This window comes from Pseudomonas sp. SB113 (genome assembly GCF_040754745.1).
Lineage (GTDB): Bacteria > Pseudomonadota > Gammaproteobacteria > Pseudomonadales > Pseudomonadaceae > Aquipseudomonas > Aquipseudomonas grimontii.
Genome location: NZ_JBFMHW010000024.1, coordinates 47403 through 71022 on the forward strand (window position 1 = coordinate 47403; position 23620 = coordinate 71022).

The following is a 23620-nucleotide window of genomic DNA, read 5'->3' on the forward strand; positions in this document are numbered from 1 at the left end:
CTGAAACTGACCCACACCGTCTGGGGTGTGGAGATGGGCGTATTCTTCGCCCTTATCAACAGGAATTAAAATGAGCGAAAGCTTTGCGGAACTCTTTGAAGAAAGCCTAAAAACCCTGAACCTTCAGGCAGGCTCCATCATCACCGGTGTTATCGTTGATATCGATTACCAAGCTCGCTGGGTAACCGTTCACGCTGGTCTGAAGTCTGAAGCTCTGATCCCGCTGGAACAGTTCTACAACGATGCTGGTGATCTGACAATCAATGTCGGTGACGAAGTTCACGTTGCTCTGGACTCGGTTGAAGACGGTTTCGGTGAAACCAAGCTGTCCCGTGAAAAAGCCAAGCGCGCTGAATGCTGGATTGTTCTCGAAGCAGCCTTCGCAGCTGAAGAAGTGGTCAAGGGCGTTATCAACGGTAAGGTTAAAGGCGGCTTCACTGTCGACGTTAACGGCATCCGTGCGTTCCTGCCAGGTTCTTTGGTCGACGTTCGTCCTGTGCGCGACACCACGCACCTGGAAGGCAAAGAACTCGAATTCAAGGTCATCAAACTCGACCAGAAGCGCAACAACGTTGTCGTTTCCCGTCGCAGCGTCCTGGAAGCAGAGAACTCCGCCGAGCGTGAAGCTCTGCTGGAATCCCTGCAGGAAGGCCAACAAGTCAAAGGTATCGTCAAGAACCTCACCGATTACGGCGCATTCGTCGATCTGGGTGGCGTCGATGGCCTGCTGCACATTACCGACATGGCTTGGAAGCGTATCAAGCATCCTTCCGAAATCGTCAATGTTGGCGACGAGATCGATGTCAAGGTTCTGAAATACGATCGCGAGCGCAACCGTGTTTCCCTGGGCCTGAAGCAACTGGGTGAAGATCCATGGGTCGCTATCAAAGCCCGTTACCCAGAAAGCACTCGCGTCACCGCGCGTGTTACCAACCTGACCGACTACGGCTGCTTCGCTGAGCTGGAAGAAGGCGTAGAAGGCCTGGTACACGTTTCCGAAATGGACTGGACCAACAAAAACATCCACCCTTCGAAAGTCGTACAAGTCGGCGACGAAGTGGAAGTTATGGTTCTGGACATCGACGAAGAGCGTCGTCGTATCTCCCTGGGCATCAAGCAGTGCAAATCTAACCCATGGGAAGATTTCTCTGGCCAGTTCAACAAGGGCGATAAAATCTCCGGCACCATCAAGTCGATCACCGATTTCGGTATCTTCATTGGTCTGGACGGCGGCATCGACGGCCTGGTTCACCTGTCCGACATCTCCTGGAACGAAGTTGGCGAAGAAGCTGTTCGTCGTTTCAAGAAGGGCGACGAGCTGGACACCGTTATCCTGTCGGTTGACCCAGAGCGCGAGCGCATCTCCCTGGGTATCAAGCAACTGGAAAGCGATCCGTTCTCCGAGTACGTTCAAGAGAACGACAAAGGCGCAATCGTTAAAGGCACTGTGAAAGAAGTTGACGCCAAAGGCGCCATCATCGTTCTGGCCGACGATATCGAAGCGACTCTGAAAGCCTCCGAAATCAGCCGTGACCGCGTTGAAGACGCGCGCAACGTTCTGAAAGAAGGCCAGGAAGTAGAAGCCAAGATCATCAGCGTTGATCGTAAGAGCCGCGTGATCCAACTCTCCATCAAGTCGAAAGACGAAGTTGAAGAGAAAGAAGCAATCCAGAGCCTGAAATCGGCTCCGGAAGCTGCAACTGGCGAGACCACCATGGCCTCCCTGCTGCGCGAAGCAATGGCTAAGCAGAACTAAGTTCTGTAAGGCTGTAAAAAAGGGCGACTTCGGTCGCCCTTTTTTTTGCCTGAAATTCGTTGAATCGACAGGTAAGAACCAAGGCATGCAGCTTGGGGTCAGAGCTGAATACAGTATTGATAAAGGCGCTCCGGTGTTGTTAAGGATTTCAATGAACAGGCTAATCGTGGTGCTCGCAGTGGTAATGCTTGCAGGCTGTACCGCTACCAGCGCCAAAACTCACGCGAGGCGCGGTGTCAGCGGCATTGAGGTCGATTGCTCGGGGCTGGGCAATAACTGGGAGAAGTGCGAGAGACGCGCCGCACGCGAATGCAAGATGCAGGGCTATAAGGTCATCACCAGGTCCAGCGACGCCAAGGACGAAGAGGGTGATTACTTGTTCGGTTGGAACCCTGCTGGAGCGGTCACCCGTACCATGCTCGTGATCTGCAATTGAGCATGTTGATCGTTAATGGCGGGCCTTATTCAAACAGCAGATAAGTTGATACATGGGCTGTTCAAATTCACCAAGTCATGCTAAAACCTTCGAAGCGCTTTTCCTAGCTGCTTGAAAAAGAAGGGAAAAATATGACGAAGTCGGAGTTGATCGAACGAATTGTCACCCATCAAGGGCTGCTCTCATCCAAGGATGTGGAGCTGGCTATCAAGACCATGCTTGAACAGATGTCGCAGTGCCTGGCTACCGGGGATCGGATTGAGATTCGTGGGTTTGGGAGTTTTTCGCTGCACTACCGTGCGCCAAGGGTAGGGCGGAATCCTAAGACTGGGCAGTCGGTGAGTCTGGATGGGAAGTTTGTGCCTCATTTCAAGCCGGGGAAGGAATTGCGGGATCGGGTGAATGAGGATGAGGAAGAGAGCGTCTAAGTTTTTTTGGAGAGGGAGAACCGTATGTGCCGACTCGGGCGTTTTGTCCTGATATTGACAATTCTGATTATTCTCTTCGGCGTCGGGTTTTTTGTACTTGAGAATCAACAAGAGGTTGTCTTGTCGTTCCTTGGGTGGGGGACTTTACCCTTGCCAGTATCCTTTTTTGTTGTACTCTCTTTGATTGTGGGGATGGCCATTGGGCCAATCCTTGGTGTCTTGGTCAGGCAAAAAAGGCGCCGTAGCACGACTTCGAATCGTACGAAAGGCGAGCGATTGACTTAGATTCTGGTCTCGCCGCGACAGCGGACGGTTTTTTGCATTTTTATTCGCTTCTGAAAAATCCCCGGCGGAGTCAAAGTTATCCTACAGACACGTCAAGTCTTGTAATGTGATGAGTAGATGGCAAAATGCTCTCTATTCTCGATTACAGTCGTTCTGTAGCTTTCAAGACTCGGCAGAGACGTAGAGCTTGTCAGCAAAAAAAATAAACTACAGAACCATTGCATAACGAGCCCGCAGTTTCTTTTTGAAGGCAGGTCCTTGTTGTGAGTAGTAGTTTCCGCGCCCCACCGATTCGCACATCCAGTGAAACAGACCTGCTAGCTCTTCTTCGAGTCGTATGGTTGCAGAAGGCAGTTATTGCGCTCGTCACGCTATCTATAGGAGTGCTTGCGGCTGTCTATGCCTTTGCCGCTGTCCCGGTATACGCGGTGTCCAGCGTTCTGCGTCCTACCGCCATCAATGAGCTTGATGCTCTCAATCGTTCTGGAGTCTATGCTCTTCTACCGAAAGATGCTCTGACGATGGTGGGTGCATCCTTGGAGGCTTATGACACCCGGCTCGGTTTTTTTCGTGCGAATCAAAAACTGTTTGAGACATTTGTGCGTCCCGGAAGAACTCTTGAGCAAAGCTTTGAAGAGTTCAATCGAAACTCCTTTACTCTTATATTGCCTGATCCGAAAAAGCCTGATGCTCTCAATGCCTTTGTAAAGGTCGAAATGAGTTACCTGAAAGGTGTAGATGGTGTCGCTATTCTAAATGGATTTGTCAACTATGCTATTACGCTGGAACGCGCTCAAATTGCTTCTGATTTGGGCGTAATTGTTAAAAATCGTCTTGTCGAGCTTGATGGGAAGTTGGCGGCTGCACGCTCTACGTATTTTACTAAGAAAGAAGCCGAAATTGCGCTGCTGGCTGAAAAGGACTCGCTGCGTAAAGAACAGTTGCAGGATGAGCTCAGAGCGCTAAGGTCAGAGCTGAAGACCCGACGAAATGATCGTGTGGAGCAACTAAGTGAGGCGATTCATATCGCCAGGTCTTTGGGTATCATAAAGCCATCCACCCCTTCCTCGTTGAGTGAACTCGCTCTTAATGGTCGCTCAAATGTCATGCGCACCGAAATCAACACTCAGCAGATTCCTCTATATTTCATGGGTGTAGATGCGTTGGAGGCCGAACGATCTGCGTTGATGCGGCGTAAGTCTGACGACTTCAGCGAGGGTCGCATTGCGGAAATTGCTAAAGAGCTTCAATTGCTTCAATCCAATCGCCAAATAGAAATGCTGAATCGCCGCCAGGATGAGGACCTTTTTCTTGAAGGGGTAGAGCATATTCGGGCTGAGGCGGCTCGTCTTCGCAATATCAACGTCGATATGGGTCTTCTCAAGCTAGTGGTTATAGATAAAGAGGCTCTGGAGCCGTTGAGTCCGGTTTTTCCAAAAAAAGGACTCATTATTGCTCTAGGGCTGATTCTTGGATTCGCACTGGGTGTGATGGTTACGTTTGTTCGATCTATTATTCTGGCGCGTTGCGAATCCGGCCCTGGACATTTTTCGTATCCTGAGCCTGTTGTCGCTGTCGAAGGTGAAAATCGTCGGCTCGAGTAGCCATTGAGCTTCGGCGCTGTTCGGCTTGGTCGGCTTGACACGGCCGAGCCACCTTCCGTATGGGTGCAACGGGCTAGCGGGGTCGAACACGGAATCGATTGAATAGTTTTTCAAAAAATGCCCACTACGGCATCTATTATAGCATCGGGGTAGGCCGGGTGTATGATTGATGGCTTTGAGCTATTACCGGTTCAACGTAAGGGCTGAGTGCTAGTGTTGTCAGGTCAAAGACTGTAAATTGCTGAAAGAGAAATTCTATGCGGTCCGGGATTAAGCGTGTGATGCGTGTTCTGATGTAAATACCGATATGAGTGATACGGCTTTGTCAGTACGGATGAATACGATTGCAGTTGGATTTAAAGTTAAGGTGAAGTGATGAAAACAGTTTTGGTGACCGGAGCAGATGGATTTATTGGGTCGCACTTGACCGAAATGTTGGTGCGGGAAGGATACAAAGTCAAGGCTCTTTCTCAGTATAACTCCTTCAACTATTGGGGGTGGTTGGAGGACGTAGGTTGCTTGGAAGATATCGAAGTGTTGAATGGGGATGTGCGTGATCCTCATTATTGCAAACATATTACCAAAGGTGTCGATGCCGTATTTCATCTAGCGGCTTTGATCGCGATTCCTTATTCGTATGTCGCGCCCGATAGTTACGTTGATACTAACGTAAAAGGCACGTTGAATATTTGTCAGGCAGCGATCGATAATGGCGTGCAGCGAGTTATTCATACCTCAACCAGTGAGGTTTATGGAACTGCACAATATGTACCGATAGATGAAAATCATCCTCTTCAGCCGCAGTCACCCTACAGTGCGTCGAAAATGGGCGCCGACGCTATGGCGATGAGCTTTTTCAACGCCTTTGATCTTCCCCTGACCATTGCTCGTCCATTTAACACCTACGGTCCTCGTCAATCGGCGCGAGCGGTCATTCCTACGATAATCACGCAAATCGCCAGCGGTAAAAAGCAGATCAAGCTAGGTGATGTTTCGCCAACGCGTGACTTCAACTATGTGACTGACACGTGCCGTGGATTTCTTGACTTGTTACGCTGTGAGAAGGCCGTGGGTGAGGTGGTCAATATTGGTTCCAACTATGAAATTACCGTGGGTGACACGCTCAATCTCATACGCGAACTGATGAGCAGCGATGTTGAGTTTCTGACGGATGACCAACGGTTGCGTCCCGAGAAGTCGGAAGTGTTCCGACTATGGTGTGATAACTCCAAGATTCGCAGTCTGACTGGCTTCGAACCGCAATATTCGATCCGTCAAGGACTTCAGGAAACCATCGACTGGTTTACACGTCCTGAAAACCTGGCCAAATACAAAGCCGATCTCTACAATGTCTGAGGCCTCGCCATGCTCGACTCGCTTGTAAAGTTTGTGCGAGATCAATACCGCACTAATGAATTCATTCCATTGCATGCGCCCGTTTTTGGCGGGAACGAAAAGCGCTATGTGCTTGAAACGGTGGAGTCCACATTTGTTTCCAGTGTCGGTGCGTTCGTGGATCGTTTCGAGCGTGACATGGAGGCCTATACTGGGAGTCCACGGGCAGTTGCCACGGTTAACGGTACTGCCGCGCTTCACGTTGCCCTGATGCTCGCAGGTGTTAAGCCTGGTGAATTGGTTGTTACCCAGCCGCTCACCTTTGTTGCTACCTGTAATGCGATTGCTTACTGCGGCGCCGAACCGATATTTATCGATGTCGACAAGCACACGCTAGGCCTTTCGCCAGTAGCGCTCGATCATTGGTTGCACATGCATGCCTACTTAGACAATGACGGCGTTTGCAAACTAATGGGCGGTGATCGTGTACTTCGTGCCTGTTTGCCGATGCACACATTTGGTCACCCCGCAGATCTGAATGGGTTAGTCGAGGTCTGTGGCCGTTGGGGTCTTGCGTTGGTCGAGGATGCCGCCGAATCTCTGGGCAGTCTCTATAAAGGACGGCATACCGGTACGCTTGGTTGCGTAGGCACATTGAGTTTCAACGGTAATAAAACCATTACCACGGGTGGCGGAGGCATGGTGCTGACCAATGAAGCGTTGGGTGCTCGTGCGAAGCACATTACTACTACGGCAAAGAAGCCTCACGCCTACGAATATGTTCATGATGAGGTGGGTTATAACTACCGCTTGCCGAATATTAACGCAGCCTTGGGCTGCGCACAGTTAGAGCAGTTGGACTCCTTCATCGCCGCCAAGCGTATTCTGGCAGGGCGTTACCAGACGTTCTTTGAGGGCAGTCAATTCCAGTTCGTCGTTGAACCTGCGGGCTGCCGTTCCAATTACTGGCTCAATGCTGTTGTCTGTGAAGATTTGGTGCAACGGGACGAGTTGCTGGCATTCAGTAATCAGGCTGGCGTCATGACTCGACCCATATGGAAATTGATGAGCCACTTGCCCACCTACTCATCGAGCCTTAAGGGGGATCTTACCAACGCGCTATGGTTGGAGGAGCGCGTGGTCAATCTGCCAAGCAGCGTTGTACCGGAGTTGCAGGTTTGAAACTTAGTATTGCAGTGTTTACCGGAACCCGGGCTGAGTACGGTTTGCTCTATTGGTTGATGAAAGATATTAAGGCGAGCGAGCACTTGGAGTTACAAGTGATTGTGAGTGGTATGCACCTTTCACCCGAGTTTGGGGACACCTGGAAAGACATCGAGGCTGACGGCTTCGCAATTGACGCCAAAGTCGAAATGCTGCTGTCTTCCGATACAGATGTAGGGGTCGTAAAGTCAATGGGGCTAGGTACACTGGGTTTTGCTGATGCCCTGGACCGCTTGCGCCCAGATATTCTGGTGGTGCTTGGTGATCGGTTCGAAGCGCTGGCGATCGTACAGGCAGCCTTGGTAATGAAGATTCCGGTGGCGCATTTGCATGGCGGCGAGATAACCGAGGGCGCTTATGATGATGCTATTCGTCACGCCATCACCAAGATGTCCTATTTTCATTTTGTTGCCACCGAGCGCTATCGTCAGCGTGTCATCCAAATGGGAGAGTCACCTGATAGGGTGTTCAATGTAGGTGCTGTAGGTCTGGACCATTTACTTCGCAGCCCTCGAATGGGGCGAGATGAGTTGTCCGAAAGTCTCGATTTTAAATTGGATTCACCTTTTCTGTTGGTCACTTATCATCCTGTGACCATGGTTGAAGAGGATCCGAAGCAAAGTTTTGGTGCATTGTTGACCGCACTGGACCAGTTTCCTCTCCACAAGGTCATTCTCACCTACCCCAATGCCGATAACGGGGGGAGGGCCATTATCCCGTTGTTGGAGGACTATGCTCAACGCAACCCAGAGCGGGTCAAGGCAATCCCTTCGCTTGGGTTCAGGCGCTACTTGAGCACGGTGGCGTTGGCTGATGCGGTAGTGGGTAATTCCTCCAGTGGCATTATTGAAGTGCCAGCCTTCCATGTTCCTACTATCAACATTGGTGCGCGGCAGGCCGGTCGTCTCGCCGCCGGCTCCGTAATCAATTGCGCGCTTGATTCGCGTTCGATCGAAGATGCACTTCGTCAGGCACTTTCTGCAGAATTCGCCACTGTCTGCAAAATGGCGGTCAACCCTTACGGCGCTGGTAATGCCGCACAAAGCATTGTTAATGTTCTTGAGCGTTGCGACGGGGACCCCAATAAGTCATTTCACGATTTGAGTTAAACCATGAAGTCATCCAACGAAGATTCGGTATACATCATCGCTGAAGCGGGCGTTAACCATAACGGTGAGCGGGATCTTGCGTTCGCACTAGTTGACGCCGCCGCTGCTGCCGGCGCCGACGCGGTGAAATTCCAGACATTTGATGCCAAGCGTCTGGCCTCAAAGGCCGCCCCCAAGGCCTCGTATCAAAAGCAGAGCACCGATGCGTCGGAAAGCCAGTTGGCTATGCTGTCTAAGCTTGAGCTGCCCCGAGAGTGGCATGCAGGCCTGCAAGTGCATGCACACCGCAAAGGTATCGAGTTTTTATCCACCGCATTTGATACCGATAGTCTGCGTTTTTTGTGTGAAATGAATTTGCCATTCTTCAAGGTGCCTTCGGGCGAGCTGACGAATGCCCCTTTACTCTGGCAATTTGCACAAACTCGCAAACCTTTGGTCCTTTCTACCGGGATGGCCACTCTCAGCGAAGTCGAGCAAGCCCTGGCGATAGTGGCGCACGCAGTTGCTTATGTGCATGAACCAGCCGATATGGATGAGGTATGGAGTAATTGGAGCCAGGCTGAGGCTCGTAAGCGACTCCAGGGCCATGTCACACTTCTGCATTGCACCTCCCAATATCCGACGCCATGGGCCGAGGTAAACCTGCGGGCCATGGACACGCTTAATGCCTTCGGTCTGGCGGTTGGATATTCGGATCACACCGAGGGAGGCTTGATTTCAATAGCCGCCGTCGCGCGTGGTGCCAAGGTCATTGAGAAGCACTTTACTTTGGACCGTTCCATGCCGGGGCCCGACCACAAGGCGTCGCTGGAACCTGACGAGTTGAAGTCCATGATCAGCCAGATTCGCGCGCTTGAGCTAGCGCTGGGCGATGGTTGCAAGTCACCTCAACCCAGTGAGTGGGATACTCGCAAGGCTGCGCGTCAGCAGATAGTTGCAGCAAGGGCTATCGACGCAGGGTCGACCATTTGCAGGGAGGATTTGACAACCGCACGAAGCGGGGCAGGGTTGCCGCCGACCGCGTTGTGGGGGTTGGTGGGTACTCGTAGTCTACGCTCCGTCCAGGCCGGTGAGATTATTGAGCAATGAATACCAAGCCAACTGAACCTCAGTCGCTGGTGATGCTGGGAGCGGGCGGTCATGCAAAGGTACTGCTATCACTTGCCATCAGCAGTGGACTGCAGGTTCAAGGGGTGTGTGACCCAGAACTTAAGCGTTCCGGTGCCTCAACATGGCGCGGTATCAAGGTATTGGGTGGCGATGAGGTACTGGAGCTGCTTGATTGCACGGACGTAGGACTGATAAATGGTATTGGGCAAGTCGTCGGAAGCAGCCTTCGCCAATCGATCTACGAACGCGCAGTTGGTATGGGTTTTCGATTTCCCGTACTTGTACATCCCAGCGCCAGTGTTGATGCGTCTGCTCAGTTGGCGGAGGGTGTACAGGTAATGGCGGGTGCAGTTATACAGGCGGATGCGAGCCTGGGCGTCAACACTATAGTCAATACGAGCGCAAGCGTGGACCATGACTGTAGCGTGGCTGCGCATGTGCACATTGCGCCCGGTGTGACGCTCTGCGGAAGTGTTCAGGTTGCTACTGGCGCGTTCATCGGTGCAGGAGCAACAGTGATTCAAGGATTGGTGATCGGCGAGCACGCCGTTGTTGGTGCCGGTGCGGTGATGGTTCGTGACTTGCCGGCCCGGGGCATTTTATTAGGGCAGACGGCGCGTTGTAGAACTCTGTCGGACGAATAACCATAGAGAAGGTATTAAATGAAGCATTGGGAGTTAACACTCGTCGGACCGGAGTGCTCAATGGAAGAGGCTATCGCCACGCTTGATCGTGTCGCGGTTCGTATCGTTATGGTTGTCGATCAGGATCGTCGCCTGTTGGGCACTCTGACTGATGGTGATGTTCGACGCGCTCTGCTTAAACAGAGGCCATTGGCAACGCCTATCAACCAAATAATGTGTACGACGCCACGGACTGTGGGTCTCGGTTGGAGCAGGGAGCGTATCCTGGCGATAATGGAAACTTATCAGTTGCTCCAGCTTCCAGTCGTGAGCCCTGAGGGGAATGTCATAGGCCTGGAGACATTGCACGATCTGCTGCATAAACCTCGTCGTGATAATCCTGTATTCCTGATGGCTGGGGGCTTTGGAACGCGTTTGCGGCCGTTGACGCAGAACTGTCCAAAACCTTTGTTAAAGGTAGGGGACAAGCCAATCCTTGAATTGATTCTCGAACGGTTTATCAGTTCGGGTTTCCATCGTTTTTTCATATCTACCCATTTCATGCCGGAAATGATACGTGAGCATTTTGGTGACGGTAGCAAATGGGGGGTCTCGATTCGTTATATCCACGAGGAGGTTCCCCTGGGAACGGGGGGGGCTCTGGGGCTATTACCTCATGACGAGATTGACTTTCCACTCTTCATGATGAATGGCGATTTGCTTACTACCCTCAAGTTCGAAAGTCTCCTGAGGTTTCATGAAGAGCATACAGGCTCCGCGACAATGTGTGTGCGTGAGTATGAGCACTGCGTGCCCTACGGCGTTGTTCAGAATGACGGGCACCGCATTCAGTCAATGGTGGAAAAACCGATTCAGCGGTTCTTTATCAACGCCGGGATATACTTGCTTTCTCCTGAATTGGTGAAGAGCGTTGCCCCTGGAACCCGCGTGGATATGCCCACGTTGTTGGAACGGGAAATTGAAGATGGCCGGGACGTCAATATGTTCCCTGTCCACGAATATTGGCTTGATATTGGACGGATGGAAGACTTCTTGAGGGCTCAACAAGAGTTTTCGGGTCTATGAGCGGGCAGCCCACGTATCTGGTCATCGGAAGCGGTAGTATTGCCAAGCGTCATATTGGAAATCTCAAGAAGCTTTTCGCTTCAGCTCGCGTCGGCTGTATTTCTGCGTCTGGCAGGAGGTTATCTGCTGAGGACGTTGGTGAAGATACCCATATTTACGGTTCTATCGACGATGCGCTCGCAGACGACCCGGTGTTTGCGATTATCGCTTCGCCCGCGCCTTTGCACGTGGGGTGTGCTGCTCAATTGCTCAGTCAGAAAGTCCCCGTTCTGATCGAAAAGCCTTTATCCGATTCGCTGGAGCGATTTTCCGATCATCGTGACGTGCTCCTTGCACACAAGGAGCGGATCGAAATCGCCTACAATTTGCGGTTTATGTCATCGGCGCTGAGGTTCAAGGCGCTACTGGATGCGCGCAGTGTCGGTGGGATAAGCAGCATCAGCGTGGATGTTGGACAGTATTTGCCCGACTGGCGCCCCGCCAGTGACTACCGAAAAAACGTATCGGCCCGCCGCGAATTGGGGGGGGGGGTTTTACTTGAGCTCAGCCATGAACTCGATTATCTGGGATGGTTTTTTGGCGAGTTTAAAACGGCCTATTGTGTAGCGCGTAATACGGGGGCTCTGGAAGTTGATGTCGAAGATACAGTGGACGCGCTTCTGGTTCGCACAGACCGGCTAGCGGTGAATGTCCATATGGACTTTCTCCAGCGGGCGCCTGTTCGTACCTGCAAAGTAGTTGGGCAGGAAGGCACGCTGATTTGGGATATTCTCAATAATACTATTACTTTGCACTCTGGTCGAGACGAGCACCGCGTACTGTTTGAAGACGCGAGCTATGACCGCAACACTATGTACCTTGACTTGTTGCGCCACTTCGCGCGAGTAGCGGAAGGTACCGCACTACCTGAAATCGGTCTTGAGGGCGGATTACAAGCGCTCCGACTGATTGAGGCAATGAGAACATCGGCTGCTACTGGCCAGGTCGTCAACATTGGGGATATTCAAGCGTGAGCGTTTACGCCTTCATTTTTGCACGAGGCAACTCGAAAGGGTTGCCGGGAAAAAACATTAAATTGTTAGGTAACCATCCTTTGATTGCTCACTCCATCAGGGTGGCGCAGCAGGTAGTCGGCATCGACAAAATCTTCGTGTCTACCGACTCTGATGAGATCGCGGCCGTTGCGGAGGCATACGAGGCGACCGTGATCAAGAGGCCTGATGAGCTGGCGACGGATACGGCGCCGGAATGGCATGCATGGTGTCACGCAATCAATCATCTTCAGGCGCAGGGGCATAAATTCGATGTATTTGTCAGTTTGCCGGCTACCAGTCCGTTACGTGCGGTAGAGGATGTTGAGCAATGTCTCGCCAGTCTGGATAAGGATTCGGATATTGTTGTAACCGTGACGCCGGCATCCCGCAGCCCTTATTTCAATATGGTTGTTCGTGACACAGAGGGTGTCAGCCAGTTGGTGTGCGCTGCGAATAATATACATCGGCGCCAGGATGCTCCAGAAGTGTATGACATGACCACGGTGGCCTATGTTGCTCACCCAGAATTCATCCTGGCCAATGAGCGCATCTTTTCGGGACGAGTGAAGTCGGTCGTAGTACCGCGTGAACGAGCTGTCGATATAGATGATATTTATGATTTCAAAATTGCCGAAATGCTTCTGGCTGACAGAGAGAAGACCCATGCTAACGAATAAAAAAATATTGATAGCCGGGGCGGGAGGATTGCTCGGCAGCAAGGTATGTGCAGCACTACTGGAAGACGGGGCTCACGTCATCGCGACTGATATCAATGTGGCGTTGATGACAGAGCGGCTGGCACAGCAAGGCGTCGATCTAAACAGTGCATTGCTGACCTGCACAGCGCTCGATCTTAATGATGAACCATTGGTGAAGGCTTTCTTCGCAACTCTCAGTGGCGTCGATGGGGCAGTCAATTGCTCGTATCCGCGAAATAAGCATTACGGCGCCAAGTTCTTCGATGTTACGCTCGCGGACTTCAATGAAAACCTATCGTTGCACCTGGGATCGTCTTTTTTGTTCATGCAGCAGTGCGGCGTATATTTTAAGCGTGAAAAAACACCCTTTTCACTGGTTAACATATCTTCGATATATGGTGTTGTGGCTCCGAAGTTTGATGTCTATAACGATACGCCCATGACCATGCCCGTAGAATATGCGGCCATCAAGTCTGCGCTACTTCACCTCAGCAAATACCTGACCGCTTACCTCGCGGACAGCGGCTTTCGGTCGAACAGCGTGAGCCCAGGGGGGATTTTCGATAATCAACCAGAGCAGTTTCTTCAGCAATACAAGAAGCAAACACTGGGCAAGGGCATGCTTGATATCAGCGATGTGATTGGATCAATCAAATTTTTGCTTTCCGAACACGCTCGTTACGTAAACGGCCAAAATATTATCGTCGATGACGGTTTCAGCCTATAATTTACGCTCAGAAAAGAATAGTAAACTATGTTGAATTTTTTACTGATAGGTGCAGGTCAATTGGGCAGTCGTCACTTGCAGGCGCTTGCGTTATCGAATTTCGCGGATGTGTCTATTCAGGTCGTAGAACCGTCACCGGAAGCTCGCAAGGTTGCTCAAGAGCGGTGGGGGCAAGTTGCTCAGTCTGAATACATTAAATCAATAGCTTTTCTCGCAGACATTGTCGAAGTCCGTAGCGCTATTGATTTTTGCATTGTCGCGACTAACGCCAACTGCCGATTGCAGGTGCTTAAGAATTTGCTGGGTAATACAACTGTTCAAAAGTTAGTTTTTGAAAAGGTACTTTTTCAATCAGTCGAGCAATTGAAGGAGGCTACCCACCTGTTGTCCTCTGTCGAGACCCAAGTCTGGGTGAATTGCCCACGACGGATGTTTCCGATCTATCAGGAGCTTAAAAAGCGCCTTGCGCGTGAGCAGAGTTTGAGTCTGAGAGTGAAGGGCAACAGCTGGGGGCTGGCTTGCAATGCGATTCATTTCATCGACCTGTGGGCGATGCTGGGGGGGCAGGTTGAATATGCGCTCGACATGTCGGGCCTGGACGCAGTGGTTGTTCAGAGTAAGCGCCCTGGCTACAAGGAGGTATCGGGCTCGTTGTCCGGGGGGGCGGGTAAACGAAGCTTTTTGTTGACATCTACCACCCACACAGAAGCAGTTCCGCTCATTATTTGTATAGAAACTGAACACTTCAGTATCGCCGTAAACGAATCTGTCGGGCAGTGCACCGTTGTGACTAAAGAAACCGGGCATAAGGAGATGCTGGAATTTTCGGTTCTCTACCAGAGTCAACTGTCGCATCAGGTTGCAAGGCAGTTACTGTCAAATGAACAGGGTGATTGCGAGTTGACCCCTTTCAGTGAATCCGCTGCATTGCATGAGCCTTTCCTTCGAGGGTTGCTTGAATTCTTCAACAGGCAGGGGGATTACGATCTTTCCCTATGCCCAATCACCTGATCGAGGCTGTTATGATTTTATTAGTTGGTGCAGGTCCCATGGCCGTGCAGTATGCAAAAGTCCTGCAAGGCATGAACAAAGCATTCATTGTTGTAGGGCGCAGCCAGCAATCAGCAAACAACTTCAGTGACAGCGTCGGTGTCCGACCGCTGACCGGTGGAGTCGAGGCTTTTTTTCCATCTGATCAAGCGATTACACACGCGATCATTGCGGTCAGCGTCGAGCAATTGGAGTACACCAGTAAGGTACTTTTAAAAAATGGGGTGAAGAACCTACTTGTGGAGAAGCCGGGCGGCATGACATTGGAAGCTATTGAGCGTATCCAAACGCTGGCCGTGGCCCATAGCGCTACGGTTTATGTCGCTTACAACCGACGCTTTCTCGCATCCGTGATAGCGGCTCGTGAGTTGATTGCTGAAGATGGTGGCGTGACCAGCTTCAATTTCGAAATCACGGAATGGTCCGATACAATTCAGAAAATCTCCAAGGCCGAGGGGGTAAAGGAGAACTGGTTTTTTGCCAATACCAGTCATGTCACCGACCTCGCTTTTTACCTGGGTGGCAAGCCACGGCAGATAGCCACGTTTACAACGGGTGGCCTGCCATGGCACAGCAGGGCCGCTCGATTCTCAGGGGCCGGTGAAACAGCAGATGGCGCCCTGTTTTCATATATAGGGGATTGGCAGGCACCTGGTCGCTGGGCAATCGAGATATCTACTAACAAGCGCAGGTTTATTTTCAAACCTTTGGAAAAGTTACAGGTGCAGCTAATAAATAGTGTTGCAGTGGAAACTCTGGATATCGAAGCTACCTTGGATGCTGAATACAAGCCGGGTTTGTATTTGCAGGTTAAGCATTTTCTGGTTTCGGATAAGACGGGGCTCTGCTCTCTTGAAGAACATCTCGAGAACAGCAAGTTGTATGCACGTATTGCTGCTTATGTCTGAGGTTAATAAAAAGCCTGCCAGGGTACTAAAGTTATGAGGCGGGAAGGGCGCGCTGGCGCCATCAAGTATGTACTGGCTACTTATAGCGAATTCTCACTGGTCGCGTTGCTTACCCTATTTTTTACTAATACGATAAGCCAGCAAGTACTCGCGGATTCCAGTATTGCGTTCATTGTGATTTCCTACAGCACGTTTTTGGCGCTGGGTTTCCACAATGGTGCGATCCGTGATGGAGCAATTAGTAATAGCGTTGAGGAAAAGGAAGATGTTCTGAGGCTTGAGTTATACTTTTCAGCTTTTGTTGCATGTGTCCTCCTGACGGCGGCGATGATTGCGCATCAGAATTTTTACTTGATGGCGGGTCTATTCATAGGTGCGGTGAATCATCTTAAAACGGCTTGTCAAACAGTCTTCAGGCTGTTGGGCAGGGATACACTGCTAAATACATTGAATGTCACTTGGGCGTCGGTGTTCTTTGTGTCGTTTTCATTACTTGCCTGGCTTAGCCAGCACGTCGCGCTAGAGGTGAGGTTCTTCGGAGCTTGGGGAGCATCTGCCGCTTTTGTTATAAGTTTATTTTTTGTTTTCTGCATGATAACGCTCAAGGCATTTAGATACCCGATGATGGCTAGCAAAGGCCTTTTCTTAAAAGTGCTGAATTCTTCGAAATATATGTTTTTGATGGCGAGTGGCTTAGTAGTGCTGTTGACCTCTGATCGTGTGGTGTTAACTATTTTAGGTGCTGCCGAAAAGGTAAGGGCAGACTTCCAGTACGTTGACGTACTGACTAATATTTACTTTCTAGGCATGACGTCGGTTTTGTATTATTTTACGCCAGGGTTGTTGAAACGCTTCAGTGGTGCCGACGCAGTGCGTGATGGTGCATTTGCCGCGATGATGTTGAAATATGTGGCTTACTTGTTAAGTGTCGTCATATTTTTTGCGTTTGCTATCATGGTGTTTTTATTGGTTGTTCATCGATTCAGCTGGGAGCTGGTCGGCATACTCTTATCGATGCTGACGTTGAAGACCGTATTGATCGTCTTGGGTTTTGTATGCAATTTTTACTTGGCTCAACGTTTGGAAAAGGTGTTGGCTGCCGCTTATCTTGGATTGATGGTAGTCGGGCTCTCATTGTCCTTTGTTTATGGTCACTTATTCGTCAATTCAGAAACAATTGTCTTATTGCCCCTGATCAACGCGCTGCTGGTTGGTGCCCTTGTTGTTTTCCTGCTCAAAAGAATAACTACTCAAGGTGCGCATGAAAAAAGTACTTGTATTAACTGACTCCCTGGGTTTGCCTAGATTAAAGCCATCGCTTATCACGGATGAGCAGTGCTGGACCTATCGTCTCGCAGATCATTGCAGCGCAGAGTTTCGCTTCCGCGTGGTCAGTGTGCCTGGCCTGGATACTAATCAATTGATATCCATGGTTGAGGACTATTATCAGTCCATTGACGCGGATGTGATTGTTGTTCAGGTCGGAATTGTTGATTGCTATCCCCGTGCAATTAAGAAAATAGAGTTGTCCCTGTTATTAAGGTTGCCGGGTGTTTTGAACAGATATGTCCATGGGTGGGTAAAACGTAACTATGCCAAGCTTATTACCAAGCGAGGCATTCGGTATGTTCAACTGGATCAGTTCAAAGCCAATCTGCAGCGTCTGCACGAACAGTTTCCACGATCGCAAATATTGGTAGTACCCATTGCGCCTCCCTCCGCGGCGTATATCATGAAGAACCCGTGTATCGAGGCGGCGGTAGCCGAGTACAACGCGGTGCTGAAGGCGAGCTTTCCCAATGGTTTTCTAGCGGATTGCTATCCCAATCAGGTGGGCGACATTTTTTTGAGTGACAATCACCACCTGAATTCCTTGGGGAATGAGCATGTGTATAAAGCAGTGAGTGCGGCTTTGTCTGCTCACCGAGAGCACTAAATATAGGAAGTGGCTTGGCTTATGATATTCCTGGTTGTAGTGTTTATGTTGACGGTGTTTCTGTTATTTAGGAATAAAGAGGTGCTGTGTCCCTCTAACATCGTTTTTGGTAGTTATTTTCTATATTTTGTATTTCCAAGTGTCCTGTTTTATATGTTGGAGTGGGTAGGATGGGTGTATGTCCTACCATGGGGGAAAACGAACGACTGGTCCAAGCTTTCTAATGAGGCTATTTTCTCGTTTGCCTACGTTTTCACATTGTTTTTCTTTTTTACCCGGTTTTTCGAGATTTTTATATCTCAAACTCCGGCGGAAAATTTGTTCCAAAAGTACCGCGTAAGCCCGTCCACTTTGTTTTTTTTTAGCGCAATCATATTGCTCGGTAGCATTTATTTTTTTCAGGTGACGGGGGGGGCAGATGCTTGGTTTGGTAATTACAGCGATACGTATCTGGAAAATAAGAAAGGGTATGGTCTATTAAATTTTCTGTTGATTATGGCTTCGAATTTCTTGGCCTTCGTACTTGGTTTCTACTGGCGAACCCAGCGACGTGTGGGTTGGTTGCTGGTTATATTTGTGTTAGTAGTGTTGGTATTCTGCGGCTTTATTCAAGGTGTAAAAAGTCGGATATTTTATTTTGCGATCTTCTTCAGTGTGCCTTGGCTAAGTGTGGCGAAGCTGACAATAAAGAAAGGTGCGTTAATATTCTTCGGATTCACGCTGGCCTTCAGTTTTGCAATGTATTTCCGTTCAAATGGTTTCTACAGCACGCCAAAAATGCTGCTTGAATATTTCTTGAGCTATTTTAATACAATCTTCTTGCACGATATGATTCTTAGGGATATGTCGCCGGATATCTTTCTCACGGTGAGTTACCCTTTAAACAAATGGTTGACTTTTGTCGGCGTACCGTCTGAAGAGTACATGCATGATATAAGTCGATGGTTAACGTCCATTTATTATCCTGAACAATGGTTTGAAGGCTCGGCTACCCAGCAGTGGCCTATCGAAACAGAGCTGTACTTAAACTACGGCTACTATATTTTTTGGGTGATTCCTATTTTTATATATTCATTGTTTATTTGCGGATTGTATTCGTTGCGGTATCGTCTAGGTCCAGTATGTTTGTTTATTTTTGTTTGTGAATTACTGTTTTTTCTGAGTATGTTCCGTGGAAGTATGTTGCAATGGATTGCGTTGTTTAATATGATGTTTTATGGGGTTTTGCTGTTAAGTGGTCGTTTGCTATTTGTTCGAGTGAATAAAGATGAGTGCTAAAAGTGTTTTCGAGATATCCACGCTGATTTTTCAAGCTTACGTAAATGAGGTGTGTCTTGATCGGGCACTGAAGGAGAAATTTCTTGCGTCCGAGCCCTTTGCTGAAGAACTGCCACTCTATAAGATTATGCCTCTCCTCTCTCTGCGTAAACGTTATGGCAAGCCTGCACTCTGGGCGTTGGCTCTATTGAAATATACGATACTGCCGATGCTGATGCTTGCGTCGTTGAGTAATCTCTTCCTGGCCCTGATATTTTCTACACCTCTGTTCCGTCGTGACGCAGGGCGATTGCCAGGTACGGTGTGTTTGCCTAATACAGCACACCTGAAATTATTCAACTATCTATTCGATGATTTCGATAAACGTATTCGATTTGAGTGTCGTCGGCCTTGGGCGGTATTACAGTATTTGAATGCAAAGGACTATCTATCTGCAGTGGTCATAGCCTGGCGAGTTATAGGGTTGGTTATAGCGCGTGCACCAGAGGAAAAAGTACGGCGTCAGGACCTGATTTTCCATGTTTTGGATCTGCTACCACTTGTATGGTTCTCACTGTTTGTACGTAGGCTTTCACTTCATGACAAGTATATAGTGACCGACTGCAACTTGCAGCGCTGGGACTACGTTGCGACGCACGTAACTAACCAATGTTCAATTATTCAGCATGCTTTCATTCACCCTGATTTGGAATTTGCGCATCCATTTGGTGTGGTTGAGTGTTTGTACATTTTCGATCCCGAGTTCGAGAAAACTTTCTCCCGATATTATCGGTTTGGAAGAACTGGTATTATCACGCCCAAGCTGCAACTTGATGACATGGGTAGCGACAAAGAGGTGCTTTTTTTGGCGTCCTCTTCACCTTATTTACAAGCTGAGATCAATTTTATTGAGCGTGTCAAACGTGAGTTTGATTTTTTTGTGGTGGTCAAGCTTCATCCGCGTCACGTTTACGATGAGTCGGTTTCGCGATTGATTTCCTTGGCCGATTGCGTCGCTGCGCCCACTGTATTTCCAGACTGTGACTATCAGGTCTCTTATGATTCATTTCTGGGATACGAGTACAAAGCGATGGGGAAAAATGTTTTGTTTCTTAAGAATGAGTGTTCCATACAGAAATTCATGGAGCGTCGTAGGGCCAATGGCGAATATTGAATGGAGGGCCTCATGAGCTACCAGATTTGCAAGACGTGCATCATGGACACATCGGATCCCCACATTAGCTTCGATGAGCAGGGCAGTTGTGAGTTCTGTGGAAACTTTCGCACTAATATCCAACCCAACTGGCACGTGGATGCACGGGGTGAGGTTGAGTTGATGAAAGTGGCCGAGCGGATCAAGGTCGCCGGCAAAGGACGCGACTTTGATTGCATAATCGGCTTGAGTGGCGGGCTAGACAGCTCTTACCTTGCATACGTTGCAAAAGAAAAAATGGGGCTGCGGCCACTGCTTTTCCACGTCGACGCTGGCTGGAACACCGATCAGGCGGTCGGCAACATAGAAAAGCTGGTTGACGGGCTGGGTCTTGATCTCTACACCGAGGTCATCAACTGGGAAGAGATGAAAAGTCTGCAGTTGGCCTTTCTCAAAGCTCAAGTTGCTGACCAGGATATCCCGCAGGACACGGCTTTTTTCTCAGGGCTTTACAAGTTTGCGAAGGCGCATAAGATTAAGTATGTGTTGACAGGCGGAAATTTTTCGACTGAGTGCTGCCGTGAGCCAGAGGAGTGGGGGGCCTATCCCGGTATCGACAAGACACTGATTAATGACATCCATAGCCAATTCGGTTCGCGCGAATTGAAAAGCTTCCCGATAGTCGATGTTCTGGCTTACAAGATTTACTACCGATATGTGCTCGGCATGCAGGTTGTGCGCCCGTTGAACTTGCTGCCCTATATCAAGCAAGACGCCGAGGCGACTCTTGAGCGTCTGTTCGGGTGGAAGAGGTTTCAGCATAAGCATCACGAGTCGCGGTTTACGCGCTTCTATGAAGATTACTGGATGCCTCGGAAATTCGGCTATGAGAAGCGTCGCGCTCACTTCTCCAGTCTGATCATGACAGGTCAGATGACACGAGAGGCGGCACTGGACCGTATCTCCCGACCAGAGCTCGACGAGCAGTTTCTTAAGTCAGAGTTTGAGTACGTTGCGAATAAGCTGGATTTGAGCGTCGATGAGCTACAGGCGCTGTTCGACGGCAAGAATAAAACATTCCACGACTACAAGAACAAACGCTTCATGATTGGTCTGGGTGCTCGCGTGCTCGGAGCGCTAGGGCTGGAAAGAAGATTGTTCAGATGATCACTATTATTGATTACGGCCTGGGCAATATTCAGGCCTTTGTAAACGTTTATAAGCGTTTACACATACCGGTAACAGTGGCGCGTTCTGCGCTTGAGCTGCAAGGTGCCTCGAAATTGATCTTGCCAGGTGTAGGTGCATTTGATCATGCCATGGAGCGTTTGAATGCTTCCGGAATGCGCGAAGCACTTGATGAGCTTGTCCTCGTAAAAAAAGTGCCAGTAATAGGTATTTGTGTGGGGATGCAAATTCTTGCGGATGGCAGCGATGAAGGAACGTTGCCAGGCCTCGGCTGGGTGTCGGGGCGCGTCAGGCACTTTCGCTCAGTGCCCGGTTTGGAGCGTCTCGCGCTGCCTCATATGGGTTGGAATGACGTAGAACCGGCGTACCTGAATCCGTTGTTCAAGGGGTTTGAACAGGAGTCGCGCTTTTACTTCCTCCATTCATTCTATTTTGAGTGCGCCCAGCCTTCGCATGCTGCGGCCCGCGCCTCATACGGCCTTGACTTCAGTTGTGCCGTAGCTGTCGATAATGTCTATGGTGTTCAGTTCCATCCGGAGAAGAGCCATCATTTTGGAGTAGGTCTTCTTAAAAACTTCGCGGAACTTTGAAATGTTGAGACCTAGAGTAATTCCTTGTTTGTTGATCCAGGACAGTGGCCTGGTAAAAACCGTGCGTTTCAAAGATCCCAAGTATGTGGGGGATCCGATCAATGCTGTGAAGATTTTCAATGAAAAAGAAGCCGATGAGCTGATCGTTGTTGATATCGATGCGACAGTTAACGGGAAAGAACCCAACTATAAGCAGATCGCGAATTTGGCGGCAGAATGCCGTATGCCCTTGTGCTATGGCGGCGGTATCAGTACGCCGGAACAGGCTCGAAAAATTATTGCGTTGGGCGTGGAAAAGGTCGCCATCAGCTCGGCGGCACTGGCGAACCCACAGCTGGTTACCCGCATTGCCGATGAAATCGGTCGGCAAAGTGTCGTTGTCGTGTTGGATCACAAGAGGCGACTGCTCGGCAAACAGCAGGATGTCTGGACACATAACGGCAAGCGAAATACCAAACGCAGCGTATTGGATGTCGCCGTCGAGATGGAAAAGTTCGGGGCGGGTGAGATTGTTATTAATTCCATCGATAATGACGGTCGAATGAAGGGTTACGACCTTGAATTGGCTGTTGAGCTACGCAAGGCGGTGAGCATTCCCGTTACCATTTTGGGAGGTGGTGGCTCGCTGGAGCATATCGGCGAAGTGATTTCTGCCTGTGGTGTGGTTGGCGTCGCGGCGGGTAGTTTTTTCGTATTCAAAGGTCCATACCGCGCAGTGTTGATCAGTTACCCGAGTGCAGCGCAAAAAGATGCACTGGTGATAGGTGCTTTGAAATCAGACTGATTTTCAGCTCGGCCTTGGCGTATAGAGCTTCGCCTCGCGCCTTCCTGGACATGTTGAAAAGCGCAGGTGGGCGAAGTGGTATAATCCTCGCTTGCGTTGCGCTTTGCTCTCTGAAGGCTGCAGGTGAGCGATGAGGCTGTGACGCGGTGAGGATTGAAGTCTGATTAGTCTCTAGGGGCTCTTTAGTTGCCCGCGAAGTCAATGCTTTTTTGTGAGTCGTGCTCTGACTGATTTAGATTTCATATAAAGGTTTAGGTGAATTATGTTTAATGGAAAAAAACTTCTCATATCAGGCGGTACCGGCTCCTTCGGCAATGCAGTCCTGAATAGATTCCTGGCGACGAATATTGCAGAGATTCGAATTTTCAGCCGTGATGAAAAAAAACAAGATGACATGCGCAAGCGATACCACAATCCGAAGTTAAAGTTTTATATCGGTGATGTGCGCGATTATCAAAGTGTGCTGAACGCTACCCGTGGGATTGATTATATTTTTCACGCGGCAGCGCTCAAGCAAGTTCCTTCGTGTGAGTTTCACCCGATGGAAGCTGTCAAAACCAACGTTATAGGCACCGATAACGTGTTGGAAGCCGCCATTCAAAATGAAATCAAGCGGGTGGTTTGCTTGAGCACCGATAAGGCCGTTTACCCGATTAATGCGATGGGTATTTCAAAAGCCATGATGGAAAAAGTCATGGTGGCCAAGTCACGCAATGTTGACGAATCCAAAACGATCATTTGTGGGACTCGCTATGGTAATGTCATGGCATCCCGCGGTTCGGTAATACCCCTGTTCATTGATCAGATTCGCGCGGGTAAAGCGCTGTCGATCACCGATCCTAACATGACTCGTTTTATGATGACATTGGCGGATGCGGTTGATCTTGTACTTTACGCTTTTGAGCACGGAAAAAACGGTGACCTTTTTGTGCAGAAGGCACCTGCTGCAACTGTCGAAGTGCTCGCGCGCGCATTGACATCCATGATGGGGCAGCCGGAACACCCTATCAATATCATTGGGACCCGTCACGGCGAGAAATTATACGAGGCACTCTTGAGCCGCGAGGAAATGGCGTGTGCCGAGGACCATGGCGACTATTTCCGTATTCCACCGGATTTACGTGATTTGAACTACGGAAAATTTGTGGAGCAGGGCGAGGAAAGAATCTCGACAATGGAAGATTACAACTCTCATAACACAGAGCGATTGGATGTTGAAGGAATGAAAGAGTTGCTGCTCAAGTTGGAGTTCATGCGCGCAATCCAGCGTGGCGAAGCTGACACCCCGGAGGAGTAAGT

The 23620-nt window shown here is 49.7% G+C and carries 24 protein-coding genes; all 24 read left to right on the forward strand.

Going from position 1 to position 23620, the window contains the following annotated elements; genetic code table 11:
* Nucleotides 1–70: 70 nt before the first annotated feature.
* The 24 genes from rpsA to AB1462_RS25440 all read left to right on the forward strand — a co-directional run bounded on the left by rpsA (nucleotide 71) and on the right by AB1462_RS25440 (nucleotide 23618).
* On the forward strand, nucleotides 71–1756 hold the full coding sequence (gene rpsA / locus AB1462_RS25325; protein WP_027604177.1) for a 30S ribosomal protein S1: 1686 nt from the start codon (nucleotides 71–73) through the stop codon (nucleotides 1754–1756).
* A gap of 151 nt (nucleotides 1757–1907) precedes the next feature.
* The gene (locus tag AB1462_RS25330; protein WP_315337383.1) at nucleotides 1908–2192 is read left to right on the forward strand and encodes a hypothetical protein; all 285 of its coding nucleotides are present in this window, start codon (nucleotides 1908–1910) and stop codon (nucleotides 2190–2192) included.
* 131 nt (nucleotides 2193–2323) lie between these two features.
* Nucleotides 2324–2620, forward strand: coding sequence for an integration host factor subunit beta (gene ihfB / locus AB1462_RS25335; protein WP_008437689.1), 297 nt, complete (start codon nucleotides 2324–2326; stop codon nucleotides 2618–2620).
* A 24-nt stretch (nucleotides 2621–2644) separates the two neighbouring features.
* Nucleotides 2645–2905, forward strand: a complete 261-nt coding sequence (locus AB1462_RS25340) for a lipopolysaccharide assembly protein LapA domain-containing protein (protein ID WP_367248175.1) — start codon at nucleotides 2645–2647, stop codon at nucleotides 2903–2905.
* 263 nt (nucleotides 2906–3168) lie between these two features.
* A complete protein-coding gene (locus AB1462_RS25345; protein WP_367248176.1) occupies nucleotides 3169–4509 on the forward strand; it encodes a Wzz/FepE/Etk N-terminal domain-containing protein in 1341 nt (446 codons plus the stop codon).
* A 375-nt stretch (nucleotides 4510–4884) separates the two neighbouring features.
* Complete coding sequence (locus AB1462_RS25350; protein ID WP_367248177.1) at nucleotides 4885–5865, forward strand: NAD-dependent 4,6-dehydratase LegB; 981 nt, start codon at nucleotides 4885–4887, stop codon at nucleotides 5863–5865.
* 9 nt (nucleotides 5866–5874) lie between these two features.
* The gene (locus AB1462_RS25355; protein WP_367248178.1) at nucleotides 5875–7026 is read left to right on the forward strand and encodes a LegC family aminotransferase; all 1152 of its coding nucleotides are present in this window, start codon (nucleotides 5875–5877) and stop codon (nucleotides 7024–7026) included.
* The gene (neuC, locus tag AB1462_RS25360; protein WP_367248180.1) at nucleotides 7023–8177 is read left to right on the forward strand and encodes a UDP-N-acetylglucosamine 2-epimerase; all 1155 of its coding nucleotides are present in this window, start codon (nucleotides 7023–7025) and stop codon (nucleotides 8175–8177) included. The genes AB1462_RS25355 and neuC overlap by 4 nt, the downstream gene beginning before the upstream one ends.
* A 3-nt stretch (nucleotides 8178–8180) precedes the next feature.
* Nucleotides 8181–9266, forward strand: coding sequence for an N-acetylneuraminate synthase (neuB, locus tag AB1462_RS25365; RefSeq protein ID WP_367248182.1), 1086 nt, complete (start codon nucleotides 8181–8183; stop codon nucleotides 9264–9266).
* Entirely contained in the window at nucleotides 9263–9931 is a 669-nt protein-coding gene (locus tag AB1462_RS25370) for an acetyltransferase (protein WP_367248184.1), read from the forward strand. The genes neuB and AB1462_RS25370 overlap by 4 nt, the downstream gene beginning before the upstream one ends.
* An 18-nt stretch (nucleotides 9932–9949) precedes the next feature.
* Nucleotides 9950–10996: a nucleotidyltransferase family protein gene (locus AB1462_RS25375; RefSeq protein ID WP_367248185.1), complete on the forward strand. Its 1047-nt coding sequence runs from the start codon at nucleotides 9950–9952 to the stop codon at nucleotides 10994–10996.
* Nucleotides 10993–12009 (forward strand): Gfo/Idh/MocA family protein, encoded by a 1017-nt coding sequence (locus AB1462_RS25380; protein ID WP_367248186.1) that lies wholly within the window; start codon nucleotides 10993–10995, stop codon nucleotides 12007–12009. Before AB1462_RS25375 ends, AB1462_RS25380 begins: the two co-directional genes overlap by 4 nt.
* The gene (locus tag AB1462_RS25385; protein ID WP_367248188.1) at nucleotides 12006–12707 is read left to right on the forward strand and encodes an acylneuraminate cytidylyltransferase family protein; all 702 of its coding nucleotides are present in this window, start codon (nucleotides 12006–12008) and stop codon (nucleotides 12705–12707) included. Before AB1462_RS25380 ends, AB1462_RS25385 begins: the two co-directional genes overlap by 4 nt.
* On the forward strand, nucleotides 12694–13455 hold the full coding sequence (locus tag AB1462_RS25390) for an oxidoreductase (RefSeq protein WP_367248189.1): 762 nt from the start codon (nucleotides 12694–12696) through the stop codon (nucleotides 13453–13455). Before AB1462_RS25385 ends, AB1462_RS25390 begins: the two co-directional genes overlap by 14 nt.
* Before the next feature lie 27 nt (nucleotides 13456–13482).
* Nucleotides 13483–14466, forward strand: coding sequence for a Gfo/Idh/MocA family oxidoreductase (locus AB1462_RS25395; RefSeq protein ID WP_367248190.1), 984 nt, complete (start codon nucleotides 13483–13485; stop codon nucleotides 14464–14466).
* On the forward strand, nucleotides 14451–15413 hold the full coding sequence (locus tag AB1462_RS25400; protein ID WP_367248192.1) for a Gfo/Idh/MocA family oxidoreductase: 963 nt from the start codon (nucleotides 14451–14453) through the stop codon (nucleotides 15411–15413). The genes AB1462_RS25395 and AB1462_RS25400 overlap by 16 nt, the downstream gene beginning before the upstream one ends.
* A 33-nt stretch (nucleotides 15414–15446) precedes the next feature.
* Nucleotides 15447–16700: a hypothetical protein gene (locus AB1462_RS25405; protein ID WP_367248193.1), complete on the forward strand. Its 1254-nt coding sequence runs from the start codon at nucleotides 15447–15449 to the stop codon at nucleotides 16698–16700.
* Nucleotides 16675–17349 carry an SGNH/GDSL hydrolase family protein gene (locus AB1462_RS25410; RefSeq protein WP_367248195.1) on the forward strand — a complete coding sequence of 225 codons (675 nt, stop codon included), beginning with the start codon at nucleotides 16675–16677 and terminating at the stop codon, nucleotides 17347–17349. The genes AB1462_RS25405 and AB1462_RS25410 overlap by 26 nt, the downstream gene beginning before the upstream one ends.
* Before the next feature lie 153 nt (nucleotides 17350–17502).
* A complete protein-coding gene (locus AB1462_RS25415) occupies nucleotides 17503–18627 on the forward strand; it encodes a hypothetical protein (protein ID WP_367248197.1) in 1125 nt (374 codons plus the stop codon).
* Nucleotides 18617–19780 (forward strand): hypothetical protein, encoded by a 1164-nt coding sequence (locus tag AB1462_RS25420; RefSeq protein ID WP_367248198.1) that lies wholly within the window; start codon nucleotides 18617–18619, stop codon nucleotides 19778–19780. The genes AB1462_RS25415 and AB1462_RS25420 overlap by 11 nt, the downstream gene beginning before the upstream one ends.
* Before the next feature lie 12 nt (nucleotides 19781–19792).
* Nucleotides 19793–20926: an N-acetyl sugar amidotransferase gene (locus AB1462_RS25425; protein ID WP_367248200.1), complete on the forward strand. Its 1134-nt coding sequence runs from the start codon at nucleotides 19793–19795 to the stop codon at nucleotides 20924–20926.
* A complete protein-coding gene (gene hisH / locus AB1462_RS25430; protein WP_367248201.1) occupies nucleotides 20923–21537 on the forward strand; it encodes an imidazole glycerol phosphate synthase subunit HisH in 615 nt (204 codons plus the stop codon). The genes AB1462_RS25425 and hisH overlap by 4 nt, the downstream gene beginning before the upstream one ends.
* Before the next feature lies 1 nt (nucleotide 21538).
* On the forward strand, nucleotides 21539–22321 hold the full coding sequence (locus tag AB1462_RS25435; RefSeq protein ID WP_367248203.1) for an AglZ/HisF2 family acetamidino modification protein: 783 nt from the start codon (nucleotides 21539–21541) through the stop codon (nucleotides 22319–22321).
* A 262-nt stretch (nucleotides 22322–22583) separates the two neighbouring features.
* Complete coding sequence (locus tag AB1462_RS25440) at nucleotides 22584–23618, forward strand: polysaccharide biosynthesis protein (protein ID WP_367248204.1); 1035 nt, start codon at nucleotides 22584–22586, stop codon at nucleotides 23616–23618.
* Nucleotides 23619–23620 lie beyond the last annotated feature (2 nt).